At 65.9% G+C, this 17,676-nt stretch carries 12 protein-coding genes; 2 read left to right on the top strand and 10 right to left on the bottom strand.

Annotated elements, in window-relative coordinates; translation table 11 throughout:
- Positions 1-18: 18 nt before the first annotated feature.
- The 5 genes from VQ067_RS06600 to bacA all read right to left on the bottom strand — a co-directional run bounded on the left by VQ067_RS06600 (position 19) and on the right by bacA (position 9,538).
- Complete coding sequence (locus VQ067_RS06600) at positions 19-5,259, bottom strand: DNA repair ATPase (protein WP_033991066.1); 5,241 nt, start codon at positions 5,257-5,259, stop codon at positions 19-21.
- Positions 5,260-5,408: 149 nt separating this feature from the next.
- On the bottom strand, positions 5,409-7,475 hold the full coding sequence (locus VQ067_RS06595) for a flotillin family protein (protein ID WP_003092604.1): 2,067 nt from the start codon (positions 7,473-7,475) through the stop codon (positions 5,409-5,411).
- A 35-nt stretch (positions 7,476-7,510) separates the two neighbouring features.
- Positions 7,511-8,152: an OB-fold-containig protein gene (locus VQ067_RS06590; RefSeq protein ID WP_003092607.1), complete on the bottom strand. Its 642-nt coding sequence runs from the start codon at positions 8,150-8,152 to the stop codon at positions 7,511-7,513.
- Between the two features lie 55 nt (positions 8,153-8,207).
- Positions 8,208-8,903: a PspA/IM30 family protein gene (locus VQ067_RS06585; RefSeq protein ID WP_003092609.1), complete on the bottom strand. Its 696-nt coding sequence runs from the start codon at positions 8,901-8,903 to the stop codon at positions 8,208-8,210.
- Between the two features lie 14 nt (positions 8,904-8,917).
- Positions 8,918-9,538, bottom strand: coding sequence for a biofilm formation regulator BacA (gene bacA, locus VQ067_RS06580; protein WP_003092612.1), 621 nt, complete (start codon positions 9,536-9,538; stop codon positions 8,918-8,920).
- A 304-nt stretch (positions 9,539-9,842) separates the two neighbouring features.
- Here bacA and VQ067_RS06575 point away from each other — a divergent pair, with 304 nt between their 5' ends.
- Complete coding sequence (locus VQ067_RS06575) at positions 9,843-11,072, top strand: CaiB/BaiF CoA transferase family protein (RefSeq protein ID WP_074241033.1); 1,230 nt, start codon at positions 9,843-9,845, stop codon at positions 11,070-11,072.
- 182 nt (positions 11,073-11,254) lie between these two features.
- Here VQ067_RS06575 and VQ067_RS06570 read toward each other — a convergent pair whose 3' ends face one another.
- Complete coding sequence (locus tag VQ067_RS06570) at positions 11,255-11,539, bottom strand: DUF3509 domain-containing protein (protein ID WP_003092618.1); 285 nt, start codon at positions 11,537-11,539, stop codon at positions 11,255-11,257.
- A gap of 306 nt (positions 11,540-11,845) precedes the next feature.
- Between VQ067_RS06570 and VQ067_RS06565 the strand changes: the two genes are divergently transcribed.
- Positions 11,846-12,856 carry a poly(ethylene terephthalate) hydrolase family protein gene (locus VQ067_RS06565; protein WP_033991064.1) on the top strand — a complete coding sequence of 337 codons (1,011 nt, stop codon included), beginning with the start codon at positions 11,846-11,848 and terminating at the stop codon, positions 12,854-12,856.
- A gap of 53 nt (positions 12,857-12,909) precedes the next feature.
- On the opposite strand, the gene thrC is transcribed toward VQ067_RS06565, so the two are convergent.
- The 4 genes from thrC to xerD form a co-directional block, all read right to left on the bottom strand.
- Positions 12,910-14,319, bottom strand: coding sequence for a threonine synthase (gene thrC, locus VQ067_RS06560; protein WP_033991062.1), 1,410 nt, complete (start codon positions 14,317-14,319; stop codon positions 12,910-12,912).
- Between the two features lie 52 nt (positions 14,320-14,371).
- The gene (locus tag VQ067_RS06555) at positions 14,372-15,676 is read right to left on the bottom strand and encodes a homoserine dehydrogenase (protein WP_003109642.1); all 1,305 of its coding nucleotides are present in this window, start codon (positions 15,674-15,676) and stop codon (positions 14,372-14,374) included.
- A 213-nt stretch (positions 15,677-15,889) separates the two neighbouring features.
- Positions 15,890-16,618 (bottom strand): bifunctional protein-disulfide isomerase/oxidoreductase DsbC, encoded by a 729-nt coding sequence (dsbC, locus tag VQ067_RS06550; RefSeq protein WP_003092626.1) that lies wholly within the window; start codon positions 16,616-16,618, stop codon positions 15,890-15,892.
- Between the two features lie 126 nt (positions 16,619-16,744).
- Positions 16,745-17,641, bottom strand: a complete 897-nt coding sequence (gene xerD / locus VQ067_RS06545; RefSeq protein ID WP_003092629.1) for a site-specific tyrosine recombinase XerD — start codon at positions 17,639-17,641, stop codon at positions 16,745-16,747.
- Between the last annotated feature and the right edge of the window lie 35 nt (positions 17,642-17,676).

Genomic DNA, 17,676 nt, shown 5'->3' with positions numbered 1-17,676 from the left:
TTCCCGCTCCTCGTGTCCTCAGGGTTGATCGTTCTCCAGCGGCCTCTGCTCGCCGCCCAGCAACCGGCCCAGTTCGTCGAGGCGGCTGGATATCTCGTTGATGCGGTTGTGCGTGCGCAGGTCGACGTCGATCTTGCGGTCCATCACCTTGATCAGCGGCAGGAAACTGTCCTGCAGGCAGGCGGCAAGGCTCTCCAGCACCTGCTGCACGCCCGGCTGCGCAGGCGCCGTCACCTCGACGTTCAGCGCCGGCGCGCCCTGGCCGAGCTGGCGCAATCCAGCCAGCAACTCGTCCCAGGGCGCCGGTTGTACCGGCTGGGGTTCGCGAGCCAGGCCACGGACGCTTTCCACCAGATCGTTGAGCTGCGCCACCAGCCGTCCGCCGACGTCGGCGTCGCTGCCGCCCATGGACTTGTTGCGCAGGAAGTCACGCTTGATCTGCGCCCAGCGCTCGGCCTGCTCGGGGCTCTGGTTGCCGCGCAGTTCGGCGAGCTTCAGCAGGTTCTCCTCGGCTCCGGTGGTCAGCAGTTGCGACTCGCCCTGATAGTGGTCGGCGATCAGTTGCAGCAGCTCGGCATCGTTCATCACCGCGGAGATCTTCTCCGCCATCTTGTTCATGTTGCGGTAGCTGCCCTGCAGCTTGAACGGCGGCTCGCTGCGGTACTGGTCGGCCTGGGCGGCGCTGGCGATGTACTGCTGGTTGACCTTGAGCACCACGTCGCGCACCTGCATGAGGCGTTGCAGGGTGCTGCTGATCTCGTTGATCTCGGCACCGCTGTAGCCGTGGGCCAACTCGTTGCTGGAGAACGGCTTGCCCTCGGCCTTGGCGACGAAGCGATAGACGTCGGCCATGTCGCGGGTGGCCAGCGGCGCGAGAACCGGGTTGGAGGTCAGGGCGTTCTCGATGTAGCTGAGGGAGAACGCCTCCTGCATGCCGCTGAGGGTGTCGCCGAGGTTGTAGATGTCGGCGCGGTTGGCGAGCATGTCGGGAATGCGGAAGACCTCGCCGGACTCGGTGTAGGGGTTGCCCGCCATCACCACGCAGAACTTCCGCCCACGCATGTCGTAGGTCTTGGTCCGGCCCTTCCACACCCCTTCCACCCGGCGCGTGCCGTCGCAGAGGGAGATGAACTTCTGCAGGAACTCCGGATGGGTGTGCTGGATGTCGTCGACATAGAGCATCACGTTGTTGCCCATCTCCAGCGCCAGGTTGAGCTTCTCCAGTTCCTGCCGCGAAGTCGCGTCCGGCGCCTGCCCGGGGTCGAGCGAGCGCACCTCGTGGCCGAGGGCAGGACCGTTGATCTTCATGAAGATCAGCCCCAGGCGGTGCGCCACGTACTCCATCAGGGTGGTCTTGCCGTAGCCTGGCGGGGAGATCAGCATCAGCAGGCCCATCAGGTCGGTGCGCTTGTTCTCGCCCACCGTCCCCATCTGCTTGGCCAGGTTGTCGCCGATGACACCCAGGTAGACGTCATTGATCAGCTTGTTGCGAACGAACGAGGACAGCGGTCGCGGCTTGAACTCGGCCAGGCGCAATGCCTCGCGCTCGTGTTCGACGATCTCCTGGCGCAGCGCCTGGTAGCGCCGCAGCCCCGGCAGGAATTGCTGGCGATGGCGACGCAGGCGGCCGAAGAAGTCGTCCACCGCCAGCGCCAGGCCGCGTTCGACGATGCGCGGATGCTCGCCCATCAGGCCGTCGACCTGGAAGCGCAGGTCGACCTCGGTGATCCGTCGTGGCATCTCCTCGTCCAGCAACGAGAGCGCCACCGCCTCGTCCAGGTAGGCCGCCAGCGGCTGGAACTCGGCGTCGCCACATAGTCCGCGCAGCCAGTTGCCGGCCAGTTCCCACTGGGCGGCGGGCCGCTCGTCGAGGCGCTCCAGGGTCTGCCGGTAGTCGTCCCATAGACGCGCGCCTTGCAGGCGCAGCTTGAGTCCTTCCTGCAATTGCCGGGCATATTTGCTGAAGATGAATTCGGGACGCTCGGCGGACAATTCCCAGACCAGGTACTCGGCCGCCTCGTCGATATGCTGCGGGTCCAGCGCGATGGGCTGTTCGGCGAGCAGCGCACGCATCGCCGCGGCCACTTCGCCGCGAAGGGCGAGCAGGCCGTCGTCACGACCGAACATCTGCTGGATGCCGCGGCTGCTGCGTGCCCGCTCGGGCCAGCCGGCGACCTCCCGCTCCTCGCGCCGGCGGCTCCAGAACAGGCTGGCGAAAGCCCGCGCCGAGGGCGCGTAGCGTAGCAGTCCGGCGCTCTCGCGCAACGGCAGCAGGCGAACCAGGATCGCCGCCGCATCGTGGTCGTGAATACCTTTCTCGTAGCCCTCCTTGTAGCGCGGCGCGGCGAAATCGCGGATCGCCCGCGCCAGCTCGTCCGGCTGCGCCAGCAGCGCCTGCAAGCGCTCCAGGCTGAAGCCATCGCGGCCCGCGTCGGCGGCGGCGAGCACTTCGCCGGCGAGATATTCGGCGCGGTACAGCGTCTCCGATTCGGACTCCAGGTTCACCTGCCAGAACCCGCGCAACTCATCGAGCCGCGGGTCCTGCAGCGGTTCGAGGAAATCGGTGCCGGTCAGGTGCAGGTACAGCGCGTCGCCGCGCGGCATCAGGGTCAGGTCGAGTTCCTGGGTGTTGACGCTGAAGCGGTGGCGCGGGCCCAGGCGGATGACGTCGCCGCCCTCCTCGAACAGCTCGCTCTTGTCGCGCAATGCGCGGACCGCCTGGTCGCGCGCGGCCTTCAGGCGCGCCTCGACGTCGTCGGCCTTGACGCTGTCCTTCAATTCGCGAAGACGTTCGGCCAGTTCGCGCAACTTGAGGATCAGCGGGTCGGCGGCGAAGAACGCGTTCAGTTCCTCCGCCTGGGTGAAGCGCGCGGTGCGTCGTTGCAGGCTGTCGAGGATTCGCCGGGCGGCGTCGAGCAATCCCTGGGCCTTGCGCTGGCGCTCGTCGAGCAGGGTCTGCTTGTGCGCCTCGAAGGTTTCCAGCAGCTCCTCGCGCTTGGCCAGGATGTCGCCGAGGAACTGCTCATGGTCGCCGAACTGGCTTTCCAGTTCCTCCAGTTGCACCAGCAGGCGCGACAGTTGCTCGTCGCAGCGCTCGGGGTCCTGGGCCTGGGCCAGGGCGTTGGTGATGCCCTGGCCGAAGAGTTTGAACTGGGCACCGAACTGGGCCACGGTCTCGCTCGAACCGAGCCCCTTGCGCCGCTGCTCGGCGCGCGCCTTGGCCTGGTTCAGGCGGGCGTAGATCTCCGAGATCGACTCGATGATGCGGGTCCGCTGGGTCGCGTCGTCGATGCGCAGCGAAGCCATCAGCGAGGACAGCATGTCGAGGTCGCCAGCCATCGCCTCCAGGGCCGCCAGCGGCTCGCCGAGCTGGGCCACGGTCTCGGCTTTCTGCGCCTCGCCATCGAGGCTCTGCAGGCGCTCCAGCAAGGGCTGCAGGGCCTGTTCGCTGGCGAGGAAGGTCGCAGTGGCGGCGGCCACCCGCTCGTGGGCCGCGAGCAGTTCGGCCTCCATGGCGTCGAGTCGCGCCACGTCGATGTAGCGGTACTCGCGGATGGTCAGCAGCAAGCCACGCTGGGCGGTGATGCCGTTGAGCCCGTCGACGAACTGCTGCACCCGGTCCCAGCCGTCGGGCAGCAAGCCGGAGAGCAGCGCCTTGTGCCGCTCCTCCGCGTCGACCATCGCCTGGGCCGACTGGCGGCGGATACTCTCGACCTTCTCGTATTCGTCGAGCACCAGCTCGGCGGTCGCCGCCACTTCGCGCAACAGCGGCGCCAAGCCGTCCAGTTGGTCGCTGCCGAGCCAGTGGTAGACGTCGAACAGGCGCTGGGTGTTCTGGCACAGCAGCGAGTAGCGCTGGATCGAAACCGCCGGAGTCTCGATCTCCCGGCACAGGTCGTAGAGGTCGGAGACGCCGCGCACCAGCTCGGCATTGCCGATCCGCCCGAGGAAACCGCTACGCGCCGGTTGGCGGGCCGCGTACTCCTCGGTGCAGAACGGCGTCTGCCAGACCTGCATCGGATGGATGCGGGTCGGTTCCTCGCCTTCGGCGGCGAAGATCACCATGCGCCCGTCCTCCAGGCGCGCGTAGCCGTGGCCGAACAGCGGATTCTGCAACTGGCGGTTGATCAGGTTGTAGGTGAGCAGCACGTTCCGCCCCTGCTCGGGATGGTAGAAAACGTACTGCACGTCCTCGCCGTTGGGCGAGCGTACCGAGCGCTTGAAGCGCATGCCTTCCATGGATTGCTCGAAGGTGCGGTACTCGCCGTTCTGCAGGTAGTAGCCGCCGGGGAAGATGATCCCGTGGTCCTCCGGCAACTGGATGCAGGCCAGGCCGATGGCGTCGATGCGCTCGACCTTGCCGGTCAGGCTGTTGAACACCAGGTAGCGCCACTGCTCTTCGCGATAGGGCAGGACCTTGAGCAGCAGCAGGCTGCCGAGGCGGGCGAATTCAACCTGCGCGTCGTCCAGCGACTGGGTCTTGTCCATCACCTCTTCGCGATAGATGCCCAGGCCGACCTCGGTGTTGTTCTCGACCTTGATGGTCAGGTCGCCACCGATGGTCTCGACGAACAGGGTGTCGAGGATGTTCAGGTGCGGGAAACGGCCCTCCACCACCATCTCGCGGGTAGCCCGCTGCCATTCGAAGTCGAACGGTGCCGGCAAGGCGATGTCGCGCTCGCCGCGGTTGTCGATGTAGCGGACTTCGCTGCCGTCGCTGGAGATCGACCAGCGGAACACGCGGATGTCGGTGATCCGCTCGCCGATCTGGAAGCTGGCCAGCAGCTTGCCGTCGCGGATCGCCAATTGCAGCAGGCGGGTGTTCTTGTAGTAGGTGTAAAGCTCGTTGAAGTCGTTGACGAAGCCCGGCGCGGCGAGAAAGCTGTCCCCCAGTGGCACAGGCTCCGCCTCGTAGCCTTCGCTGCCCTCCACCAGGCGGTAGAGGGAGAACACGTCGGCCACGCCGGTTTCCTTGCGCAGGCCGATGAACACGTTGTAGCCGAACAGCAGGCAATCGCCGACCTGGACGATATCGCGGGCGATGCAGTTGTTCTCGGTACGGATGCGGACCCGGCCGATCACATCCATCTGGCTGTCGCCGAACTCCTCCAGGCGACTGGCGTTGAGCCTTTCGGCGGTCTGCCGCAGGCGCTGGCCCTGCTCCAGCAGGCGCTTGTGCAGCACCTCGTAGGCGCCGCCCTCGGCAACGGCCTTGTCCAATACGTCCTGCGCGGGAGTTGCGGCTTGAGTGTCCGACATCCTGGTCTTCCTGGGTCTACGGCGGTCATCGATGGAAACCGGCCCGAGCGGCCTGCCCCGGGCGCAGCCAACAGGCCACGCCAGGTGCTGCGCCGCTCAGGGCGCGGGCGGAACGCCTCCGCAGTTGGCGGAGGAAGCTGCGGGTCGGCTCAGACTTCCGCCGCCGGCTCGTTCTCGTGGCCGCTCTTGCGTTCCGGCACCACCGCAGCGGCTGCGCCACGGCCGTTGAGCAGACGGGCGAGGACGTCCTGCACCACCGGGCTCTTGCCGACCACACCTTCGATGGCCTTGCCCACCGACAGCGACTTGGCGAAGGAGTTGAAGAAGTCGCCCTCGCCGCCGACGATCTCGATGTTCGCCTTGCCCAGCGCGGTGGCGAGCACCTCGGCCTGGTCCTTGGCGATGTCCTTGTTCGCGGCGATGGCCGCCATGGCCTCCTCGAAGCTCTTCTCCAGCTGCATGCGGAACTCTTCGTGCTGGCGAGCGCTGTCGCTGAGGGCATCCAGGGCGCCGAACTTCTTGCCAAGCCCCTCGGCCTCGGCATTCAGGCGCTGCAGCAGTACTTCCGCTTCCGCGCTGCCCTGGTCCTTGGTGGCCTTGGCCTTGGCCGCGCCGAGCTGCTCCTCGCCGCGCGCCTGGGCGCCGAGCTTCTCGGCCAGCACCTTGGCTTCGGCCAGGCCGTCCTTCTCCTTGGCAGCGGCCTGCGCCTCGAGCACCCGGGCGTCGGCCAGGCCGCGCTCCTCGTCGCCCCTGGCTTCGGCGATCAGTTGTTCGGCACGTACCCGCGCCGCTGCCAAGCCATCCTTTTCCTTAGCCGCAGCGGTGACTTCCAGCACCCGCGCATCGGCTAGGCCCGGCGCTGCGCGCTCGGCCTCGATGCCCTCGGCCAGACGCTTCTTCGCCTCGGCCTGCTTCGACGCCGCTTCCAGCTCGGCCTGCGCCATGGTGTTGATTTCCACCGCCTTGTGCTTGGAGCGGGCCTCGTCGGCTTCCGCCTGCTTGACCTGGCGTACCAGCTCCTGCTCGGCTTCCGCCTGGGCCTGCAGCAGGATCACCTGCTTGACCCGCTCGGCCTCGGAAACCTCGCGCACCTCCTTGATCCGCTCCTCCTCCTGGGCCACGGTCTTTTCCACCGCGACGCGCTCGCGAATCACATTGGCGATGTTCTTGCGCTGCTCTTCCAGCGCCTTTTCCTTCTCGATCTTCTGCAGCTCCACCTCACGCTCGCGGGCGACGATCTCCAGGTCCTTGGCGCGGGTGACCTTCTCCACCTCGATGACCACCGCGCGCTGGCGGTTCTGCTGCGCCACCTCGACCTCGCGCTGGTGGTTCTCGGTGCGCACGTCGATTTCCTGCTGCGCCTGGATCCGCGCCTGCTCGGCCTTCAGCCGCTCTTCTTCCTTGACCCGCGCGGTTTCCGCTTCCTCGCGGGCACGGATGGTCTCGATCTCGCGCTTCTGCCGGGCCTCGGCGTCAGCCTGCTGGCGCTCCAGGGCCAGGGCAGCCTCACGGGTCTCGACGTTCTTCTTCTTGATCGCCAGCTCTTCGTTGCGCTCCAGTTCGTTGGTGATGACGTTCTGGGTGGCGGTCAGCTCGGTGATCTTGCGGATGCCCTCGGCATCGAGGATGTTGCTCGGGTCCAGCGAGTTCTTCGCGGTCTGCTCCAGGTAGTCGATGGCGACGTCTTCCAGGACGTAGCCGTTCAGGTCGTTGCCGATCACCTCGATGATGCGGTCACGGAAGTCCTGGCGATTCTCGAACAGCTGGACGAAGTCGAACTGCTTGCCGACGGTCTTCAGCGCCTCGGAGAACTTGGCATTGAACAGCTCGTTCACCGCCGAACGGTCGGAAGCACGGTCGACGCCGATGGCCTTGGCCACCTTGAGCACGTCGTCCTGGGTCTCGTTGACCCGCAGGTAGAAGGCAACGGTGATGTCCGCGCGCATGTTGTCGCGGCAGATCAGGCCGTCCTTGCCGCGCCGGTCGACCTCCAGGGTGATCAGCGAGATGCGCATGAACTCCTTCAGGTGGATCACCGGATAGACCAGCGCACCGGTGAAATGCACCTTGGGCGTCGACGACATGTCGTTGACGATCAGCGCGGTGCCTTGCGGGACCTTGATGTAGAAGGCCTTGAACAGGGCCAGCAGGCCCACGACCAGCAGAACGACCAGGCCCACTCCCAGCAGGAGGGGCATCAGCGACGTCATATCCATAGCAGCAGTTCTCCTTGATTCTCACCGAGCCCGGGTCAGATACCGCGGAACTCTTCCTCGGTAACGACCCGATAGGCGTGCTCCGCCTCCAGGTACTCCAGCAGCACGACGCGATCGCCGCGCTTGAAGCCTTTGTTCTCTTCCGCACGAACTTTCAAGATCAGCCCGGCGCCGCCGTCTTCCAGCAACGCCTCGCCATGTTGCAGGGTGACCCGCCCGCTGCGCACCACCGCGACCTGGCCCAGCACCGACTTGCTGCTGGTGCTTTCCAGCTTGCGGAACAGCGGCCGCAACGGCCGGCACAGCGTGGCCGCCAGCGGCGCCGCCAGGAACAGCGCGCCCACCGCCACCACGGCGCCCAACGGGTAGCGCAGCCAGCCGAGCGACAATGCGCTGAGCAGCCACAACTGGACGAAGTAACAGAGGAACCAGGCGAAGAAGGACAGCAGGGTCAGCACCAGGGTGACCGGTACGCCGTTGAGTTTCAGCTTCGCCAGCAGCGCGGCGAGGCCTTCGGCCTGGCCGGCGCCATCGACGACCGACTCGGCGTCGAGATCGAGCACATCGATCTCGACCATGCCCAGGGCGACGATGCCCCAGTAGATGATCGCGAGGATCAGAAGAAAGCTGAACAGCACGGTCGGGAACGACAGCGCCGTCTGCAGGAAACCTTCCATTGTCGCTCTATCCCTGAAAAACGGGCCCGGACGCCTTCGCCGGGCCGCGGGCCTATCAGGCCTTGCCCTTTTCCTTCAGGCGCGCCAGCACGCCATCCACGCTGTTGCCCGAGGCCTTGATCCCGGCCGCGCGCAGCTTGGCGTCCAGCGCATCGTCCGGCGCCGCCGCGCTGGCCAGTTCGGCCGCGGCATCCATGGTCGCCGCGCGTTCGGCCTGGCGCTGCTTGATCCGCTCCAGGGAGTCCACCGCGGTCTGCAGCTTGCTCTTCGAGTTGCCGTAGCGCTGGGCAACGGCCATCTGCGCCTTCTGCACGCTCTCGGTGGCCTTGACCGTATCCACCTGTTGCTTGAGTTGGCGGATGTTGCCTTCGGCCTGGCTCACCGACTTGCGCAACTGGGCTACGCTGGCGGCGAATTCCGCGACCTGGGCACGCTCGCCCTCGAGCTGGTTCTCCAGGGTCGCGATCTTCTCCGCGACCTCCCGGGCCAGCTCCTCGTTGCCGGCCTCCAGTGCCTTGATCGCGTATTGCTCGTACTCGGCGACCTGGGCCGCGCCCTTCTCGACGCGCTCCTGGGCCAGGCGGTGGCGGGCCATGATCGAGGCCAGCGCTTCCCGCGACTTGCGCAGTTCGACGTCGGCGTCGCGGATCTCCTGGTCGAGGATGCGCAGCGCCTGGCTGTCGACGATCGCCTCGCCAACCTCGTTGGCTCCGCCGCGCAGGGCGCTCAGCAGCTTGCTCCATACCGTCATGATGGTGTCCTCCCTCAGGCCCGGGCTTTCAGGTAGCCGGCGTAGACTTCCGTGGCGCGGATCACGTTGCCGGCCAGGGTTTCGATTTCGTGCAGCACGCTGGCCAGCGACGAAGTCGTGCTCAACGCGCCGAACATGCTGTAGCAGCGCTCCTCGCCCGGCAGGTTGAGCAGGCCGATGCTCGACAGCGGGAACAGTTGCCGGCTGAGCAGGACCTCTTCGTTGAAGGCGGTCGCGTCGGTAACGTCGCTTTCCGGCCAGAGCAGCGCCTCGACGATGATCTGCTCGCCCTGGGGCGCGACGAACACCGGCAGGTCGCCGTATTCGCGCATGATCACGTAGAGACTCGCTTCCGCCCCCTCGATCAGCTCGATCTGGGCCTCGCCGCTGCTGAACAGCTCGGTGCCGCTCAGGGCCTCGGCCAGCGAGCGAGCGTTCCATACCCGGGCTTCCGTCATGTCTTCCTCCTTCTCCAAATGAGCCGCTCCGGCAGCCGGGCGACGCAGCATCCGCTCGATGCCGGCGAGCGCCGCGGCGTTCTCCGGCAAGATCCAGACTTCCTTCTTCACCAGGCCCTGCTCGCGCAGGCGCTGGCGAAAGACACGCTGATAATGGGCTGATGATTTCCGTTGCATGGACTCACACTACGAGATCACATGTAAGATTTCAACAGCTCACATGTAATAAAATCCAACGCACGCGCATATCTACGCCGGGCCGGCCGGAGCATGGAAAAGAAACACGGGGAGGAAAGAGAGAAAGAAATGGCACGAGGGGCCTCCCTGGCTCGGTGTCTGGCGCGCTACATCCTGTATCGACTCCCGCATTAAACCCTCTATGCAAAAGGAATTGAAGGACCGCCGGGCATATCGGGAAAAAACGGGAAACGTCTCACCCTACCGCGGCACCCGCCCGCACCGCCGGCAAATGCTCTAGGCTATGCGCACACTGCAGCCTGACGGACACCGCATGGAACATTCGCCCAAACCGCTGGCCGGCCTGAAGGTGGTCGAGCTTGGCACCCTGATCGCCGGCCCTTTCGCCTCGCGGATCTGCGCCGAGTTCGGCGCCGAAGTGATCAAGATCGAGTCGCCCGACGGCGGCGACCCACTGCGCAAGTGGCGCAAGCTCTACGAAGGCACCTCGCTGTGGTGGTTCGTTCAGGCACGCAACAAGAAATCCCTGACCCTCAATCTCAAGCACGCCGAGGGCCAGGCGATCCTGAAACGCCTGCTCGGCGATGCCGACATCCTGATCGAGAACTTTCGCCCCGGCGTACTGGAAAAGCTCGGCCTGGGCTGGGATGTCCTCCACGCGCTGAACCCGCGCCTGGTGATGGTGCGCCTGTCGGGCTTCGGCCAGACCGGTCCCTACAAGGACCAGCCGGGCTTCGGCGCGGTCGGCGAGTCGATGGGCGGACTGCGCTACATTACCGGCTTCGAGGACCGCCCGCCGGTTCGCACCGGGATTTCCATCGGCGACTCGATCGCCGCCCTGTGGGGCGTGATCGGCGCGCTGATGGCGCTGCGACACCGCGAGGTCAACGGCGGCGAGGGACAGATGGTCGACGTCGCCCTCTACGAGGCGATCTTCGCCATGATGGAAAGCATGGTTCCGGAATTCGACGTGTTCGGTTTCATCCGCGAGCGCACCGGCAACATCATGCCAGGCATCACCCCCTCCTCCATCCACACCAGCGCCGATGGCCGCCACGTACAGATCGGCGCCAACGGCGACGCGATCTTCCGCCGCTTCATGCATGCCATCGGCCGCGACGACCTGGCCAGCGACCCGCGACTGGCCAGCAACGACGGGCGCGATGCGCGCCGCGACGAACTCTATGGGGTTATCGACCGCTGGGTCGCCTCGCAGCCCCTGGAGGAAGTGCTGGCGGTGCTGGCGCGAGCCGAAGTCCCGGCCAGCCGCATCTACTCCGCCGAAGACATGTTCCGCGATCCGCAATTCCTTGCCCGCGAGATGTTCCTCTCGGCACGCTTGCCGGACGGTAAGCCACTCCGCATGCCTGGCATCGTGCCCAAGCTGTCCGCCACGCCAGGCTCGGCGGATTGGGTAGGCCCGGAACTGGGCGAGCATACCGATGCCCTGCTCGCCGAGCTGGGCTACGACAGCGAGGGCATCGCCGCCCTGCGCCGGGAAGGCGCCATCTGAACGGTACGCGGAGCCCTTCATCGGTGCTCCGCGGACAGGGCGGCCCCTCTCCCCTATCCAGCCAGGGAGAGGGGTTATCCGCACGCTTCCACGAGCATGGCGCCATCCGGCAAGAGCCGCTGCACCGGCGCGCGCCTTCGCCTGACCGCCCGATGCGCAACGCGCCCTCGAACGAGACGGCGCTAGCGCGACGAATACAGCAGCACGTGATCCCGCTCGCGGAAGGTCGCCAGCACGTCTTCCTCCATCCGCCCGACCAGCACCTGCAATTCCCGGCGAATGGTCTGCACGGCATCCTCGAGATAGCTTTCGTCGTTCAACTGCACCTTGGCGATGACCCGCTGCAACAGGGTTTCCCCCTGCGGATCGACCAGCGTGACCACCCGTCCGCCATCGGGCCGGGGCTGGCTGAGGGTGAAGGGATGGGGAGCGAAGGCATCGGCCAGTCGTTGCTTCAGGCTGTCCAAATCAGGTCTCCTGTTTCGACGATAAGACTCGTCAAAGACCGAAAAAACGCGAATAGGGTTCGTCGATGCAAGCATTTACCGGACTAACGGCAGCATCTGGCGAAAGGCCACGAGCCGGCGCAAATAGCCATTCGAGCTGAGCCAGGCCAACGCAACGATCAGCCCGCTATAAGGAAAGCACCGGGAAAAACTCCAACCATCCCACCCTCGCGCAACGCCTTCACCTGCTTGAAATTGCAGTATCCGGCGCGTCCGTCAGGCAGTAACAACGAGACTTCCCCCTGCGTGTCGAACAGCGAGGATCTCATGACTGCCTTCGCATCCCCCTGCGGCGCCTGGCGCGCCTTCATCCTCGCGCTGGCATTCGCCGCCGGCACGGCACAGGGCTCACTGCTGTTCGGCGCCGTCGGCCTGGCCAACGACCAGTACGCGCGTCCGGTCGCCGACACCGAGATCGCCAGCACCGCCGTGCTCGCCGATTGCCGTGGCTTCGTCGGGACCATCGCCAGGATCGTCCTGCTGGACGGCTCGATCCACTGCAACGAGGCTTTCCCCTATGGCTTCGCCAGCCCGATCAGTACCAGCGTCTACTATCCGGCGGACATCGCCGCGTCCGACGCCAAGCTTCCGGTCATCACCTTCGTCGGCGGCATACTTTCCAACGCCGGCAACTATCACGAACTGATGAAGCTATGGGCCAGCCACGGCTTCATCGTGGTGATCTCTTCCGACTTCATCAACTCCTTCCCGCTGATGCACGCCCTCGGCATCCTCGAGGTCGCGAAACTGGACAGGGACCCGGCCTCGGCCCTGCATGGCCGGGCCGACTTTTCCCGGACGCTGGTCGCCGGGCACTCCGCCGGCGGCCAGGCCACGCTGCAGAGCGCCAGCCTCTCTGCACAAGCCCTGCAACTCATCGAGCCACGGTTGAAGCTGGTCGGCGCCCTGCCGATCGAGCCAGGCCCCCTGGCCATCGGTTCCACGGTAAAGACCCCGACCCTGCTGCTGACCGGACTGGCCGATGTGGTCGTGCCGCCGCTCAGTTGGCCGATCCTCTGGCAGGGCCCGTTGATCCGCGACGTGCCCGCCTGGGGCGCCACGGCCACCACGGCGACCCACTTCAGCCCGCTGCGACAGATCGAGTACAACGAGTTCGCCGGCATCAGCGTCGCCTGGGCGCTGTACCAGGGAAAGAACGATGCCCAGGCCCGCGACTATTTCGTCGGGCGCTACTACAAGCTGGCCAGCGACATCCAGTTCAACGATCCGCTGAGACTGCTCCGCCCCTCGCGCAACAAACTCGCCGCCGCCCTTTGAGAAGACATGAAAAAGCCCGCCATCAAGGCGGGCTTTTTCCCTTCACGACAGGCTCAGAGCGGCTTGCCGCGATTGCCGTACTGGCTGACGAAAGCCTGTACCTTGGCCAGCTCGTTCGGCAATACGGTGCAGCGCTCCTCGCGCTCGAACAGGTCGGCGAGGTGCGCAGGCAGCGCCGGCGCCTGGCCGATGCCGGCCTTCTCCACCGCTTCGGGGAACTTGACCGGATGCGCAGTGCCCAGGGTCACCATCGGCACGCTCAGGCTGCGCCGGCATTCGCGGGCGGCACGCACGCCAATGGCGGTGTGCGGGTCGAGCAACTCGCCACAGGAGCGGTATACCTCGGCGATGGTCTCGCAGGTCTGCTCGTCGCTGACCGCCAGGGAGTCGAACAGCTTGCGCGCCTCGGTCCAGCGCTGGTCTTCCACCGACAGCTTGCCGCTGGCCTTGAAGGCATCCAGCAGTTCGGCGACGGCCTTGCCGTTGCGGCCGTGCAGGTCGAACAGCAGGCGTTCGAAGTTGGACGAGACCATGATATCCATCGACGGCGACAGCGAGGGATGCAGGGTGTCCTTGTCGTAGCGGTTGCCGCTCATGAAGCGGTGCAGGATGTCGTTGCGGTTGGTCGCGACGATCAGTTGGCTGACCGGCAGGCCCATGTTGCGCGCCAGGTAGCCGGCGAAGATGTCGCCGAAGTTGCCGGTCGGCACCGAGAACGCCACCGAGCGATGCGGCGCGCCGAGCTGCAGCGCGGCATGGAAGTAGTAGACGATCTGGGCCATGATCCGCGCCCAGTTGATCGAGTTCACCGCTACCAGGCGGGTACCCTTGAGGAAGCCCTGGTCGGCGAAGCTGGCCTTGACCATCTCCTGGCAGTCGTCGAAGTTGCCTTCGATGGCGATGTTGTGGATGTTGTCGCCGAGGATGGTAGTCATCTGCCGGCGCTGCACCTCGGACACGCGGTTGTGCGGGTGCATGATGAAGATGTCGACGTTGTCGCAACGGCGGCAGCCTTCGATGGCCGCGGAGCCGGTATCGCCGGAGGTGGCTCCCATGATCACCACGCGCTCGCCGCGCTTGGCCAGCACATGGTCGAGCAGGCGGCCGAGCAGTTGCAGGGCGAAGTCCTTGAAGGCCAGGGTCGGGCCGTGGAACAGCTCCAGCACCCATTCGTTGCCGTTCAACTGGCGCAGCGGCGCCACTGCGTCATGGGCGAAGACGCCATAGGTTTCCTCGAGGATCTTCTTGAAGTCGGCATCGGCGATGCTGCCGGCGACGAACGGGCGCATCACCCGGAAGGCCAGCTCGTGGTAGGGCAGGCCGACCCAGGAGGCGATCTCCTCGAGGGTGAAGCGTGGCAGGTTTTCCGGGACGTAGAGGCCGCCGTCGCTGGCCAGGCCGGCGAGGAGGACATCTTCGAAGTTCAGGGTGGGCGCTTGGCCGCGGGTGCTGATGTAACGCATGTTCAAAACCTTCGCTGTTGACGCGGGCCCGCGAACGGCGCCCGGCGTTCGATCAATTCAGTTGTTCGACACGGATGCGGACCACCGGCCCGGACACGCCTTCCAGCGCTTCCAGGGCGGCGATGGCATCGTTGATGCGTTGTTCGATGACCCGGTGGGTAACCAGGATCATCGGCACCAGGCCGTCCTGTTCCTCGGCCTCCTTCTGCATGATCGATTCGATGTTGATGCCGCGCTCGGACAGGATGGTGGCCACCTGGGCCAGTACGCCCGGGTGGTCCTTGGCCTGGATGCGCAGGTAGTAGGCGCTTTCGCAGGCTTCGATCGGCAGGATCGGGTGGTCGGACAGCGCGTCCGGCTGGAACGCCAGGTGCGGTACGCGGTTCTCCGGATCGGAGGTCATGGCGCGGACCACGTCGACGAGGTCGGCCACCACCGAGGAAGCGGTCGGCTCCATGCCGGCACCGGCGCCGTAGTAGAGGGTCGAGCCGACGGCGTCGCCGTTGACCATCACCGCGTTCATCACGCCGTTGACGTTGGCGATCAGGCGATCCGAGGGAATCAGGGTCGGGTGCACGCGCAGCTCGAAGCCGCTCTCGGTGCGACGCGCCACGCCCAGGTGCTTGATGCGATAGCCGAGGGCGTCGGCGTAGTTGACGTCGGCGCTGGTCAGCTTCGAGATGCCTTCGGTGTAGGCCTTGTCGAACTGCAGCGGAATGCCGAAGGCGATCGAGGCGAGGATGGTCAGCTTGTGGGCGGCGTCGATGCCTTCCACGTCGAAGGTCGGGTCGGCCTCGGCATAGCCCAGGGCCTGAGCCTCGGCGAGCACGTCGGGGAAGGTACGGCCCTTCTCGCGCATTTCGCTGAGGATGAAGTTGCCGGTACCGTTGATGATCCCGGCCAGCCAGTTGATGCGGTTGGCCGACAGCCCCTCGCGGATCGCCTTGATCACCGGGATGCCGCCGGCGACAGCGGCCTCGAAGGCGACGATCACGCCCTTCTCGCGGGCCTTGGCGAAGATCTCGTTGCCGTGCACGGCGATCAGCGCCTTGTTCGCGGTGACCACGTGCTTGCCGTTCTCGATGGCCTTGAGCACCAGCTCGTGGGCCAGGGTGTAGCCGCCGATCAACTCGACGACCACGTCGATCTCGGGATTGCACGCTACGTCGAAGATATCGGCGGTGATGGGGGTCGCACCGGTATCGCACTTCGGGTTCGGCCGGCGGGCGGCGATCTGCGCAACCTCGATACCGCGCCCGGCACGGCGGGCAATCTCCTCGGCGTTGCGTTCGAGTACATTGAAGGTACCGCCACCGACGGTCCCCAACCCACAGATGCCTACTTTGACCGGTTTCACGCTGGAACTCCCCATCTCACCTACGACGGCCGGACGCGCCGGCCTGCTATGGTTCCCCGATCGAATCGAGGTTGACGCGACCACTGTACGGGCCACGACACATCCTGGCGATGGATTCCGCCAGCGGGCGACGGAAATCGCCAATGATGAAAACAAAAGAGCCGCACATTACGAAGCGGCTCTTTATTAGTCAATTGTTCGGCAGACCCGGCGCTATTTGGCCTCCAGCGCCAGCTTGGCCAACTGCTTGGCCGGCTGGTAGCCGGGAAGCAACTGGCCGTTGGCGAGGACGATCGCCGGCGTTCCCTGCACCCCGACCATCTGGCCCATCTGGAACTGCTTGTCGACCGGGTTCTTGCACTCGGAAGACTTGATCTCCTTGCCGTTCATCATGGCGTCCATCGCCTTGGTCGGCTCCTTCGCACACCAGACCGCCTGCAGTTGCTTGTCGCCCGCCGACTGCGGCCCCTGGCGCGGGAACGCCATGTAGCGCACCTCGATCCCCTGCTCGGTCAGGTCCGGCACCTCGGCATGCAGCTTCTGGCAGTACGGGCAGGTGGTATCGGTGAACACCGTGATGTGCGCCTTGGCCTGGCCCTTGGCCGGATACACCACCATCTCGCTGGCGGGCACGCCGTTGATCGCCTTGGCGATCGCCTGGCTCTCGGCCTTCTCGGTCAGGTTGACCGGCTTGCCGTCCTTCACCTGGTAGAGGTAGCCCTGCATGACGAACTGGCCGTCGGCGCTGGCGTAGAGCACCCGGCCGCCCTTCAGCTGCACCTGGTAGAGCCCCTGCAGCGGGCTGCTGGCGATGGAGTCGATGGGCAGGTCCGGTTGCAGGGCCTGCAGGGTCTTGCGGATGTTCTGATCGGCATTGTCTGCCAGGGCCAGGGTACTCATCAGGCCGAGGGCGGCAGCAGCCAGAAAACGGGTCACGCGCATGTGTCACTCCTGTCGTGCGGTCGGCGAAGCCTACCATAGACCGCTATCCCGACGGGCCCGACGCTTGTCGCAGAACGCTACGAAAGCGCCTCTTTTCGGATAGGTACGGACTTTTCGGACAAAGCGTCAGCCTCGCGGGTGGTGGCGTGCGTGCAGATCCTGGAGGCGGGCCCGGGCGATATGGGTATAGATCTGGGTGGTCGACAGGTCGCTGTGGCCGAGCAGCATCTGCACCACCCGCAGGTCGGCGCCATGGTTGAGCAGGTGGGTGGCGAAGGCGTGGCGCAGGGTGTGCGGCGAAATCGACGTGCCGATCGCCGCCACCTGCGCGTGATGCTTGATGCGATGCCAGAAGGTCTGGCGGGTCATCTGTTCGCCGCGCAGGCTGGGGAACAGCACGTCGCTGGGCCGCCCGCCGAGCAGGTCGCCGCGGGCCTCGCGCAGGTAGCGTTCGAGCCAGCCGATGGCTTCCTCGCCGAGCGGCACCAGGCGCTCCTTGCTGCCCTTGCCGAAGACCTTGACCACGCCCTGGCGCAGGTTGACCTGCTCCAGGGTCAGGCCGACCAGTTCGCTGACCCGCAGGCCGCAGGCATACAGCACTTCGAGCATGGTGCGATCGCGCAGGCCCAGCGGGTCGTCGACTTCCGGCGCCGCCAGCAATGCCTCGACGTCCGCTTCGGAGAGGGATTTCGGCAACGGCTTGCCCAGTTGCGGCAGGTCCACCTGCAAGGTGGGATCCTCGGCGATCAGGCCGTCGCGCAGGCAATAGCGGTAGAAGCCACGCAGGCCGGAGAGGAAGCGCGCGGTCGAGCGAGCCTTGTAGCCCTGTTCCAGGCGCCAGGCCAGGTGATCGAGGATGGCGTCGCGGCCGATGCCCTCCAGGCGCAACCCGCGGCCATCGAGCCAGGCGTTGAACTGCTGGAGGTCGTTGCGATAAGCCTCGCGGGTGTTGTCGGCAAGGCCTTTTTCCAGCCACAGGGCATCGAGGAAACGGTCGATCAGGGGATGTTCGAGGGTACTCATGGATGAAGGCTGCGAACCAAATGAAAGCGCGGCTA

This window comes from Pseudomonas sp. KBN12P06040 (assembly GCF_037574965.1).
Lineage (GTDB): Bacteria > Pseudomonadota > Gammaproteobacteria > Pseudomonadales > Pseudomonadaceae > Pseudomonas > Pseudomonas aeruginosa.
This window is presented reverse-complemented; position numbering and strand designations above follow the sequence as displayed.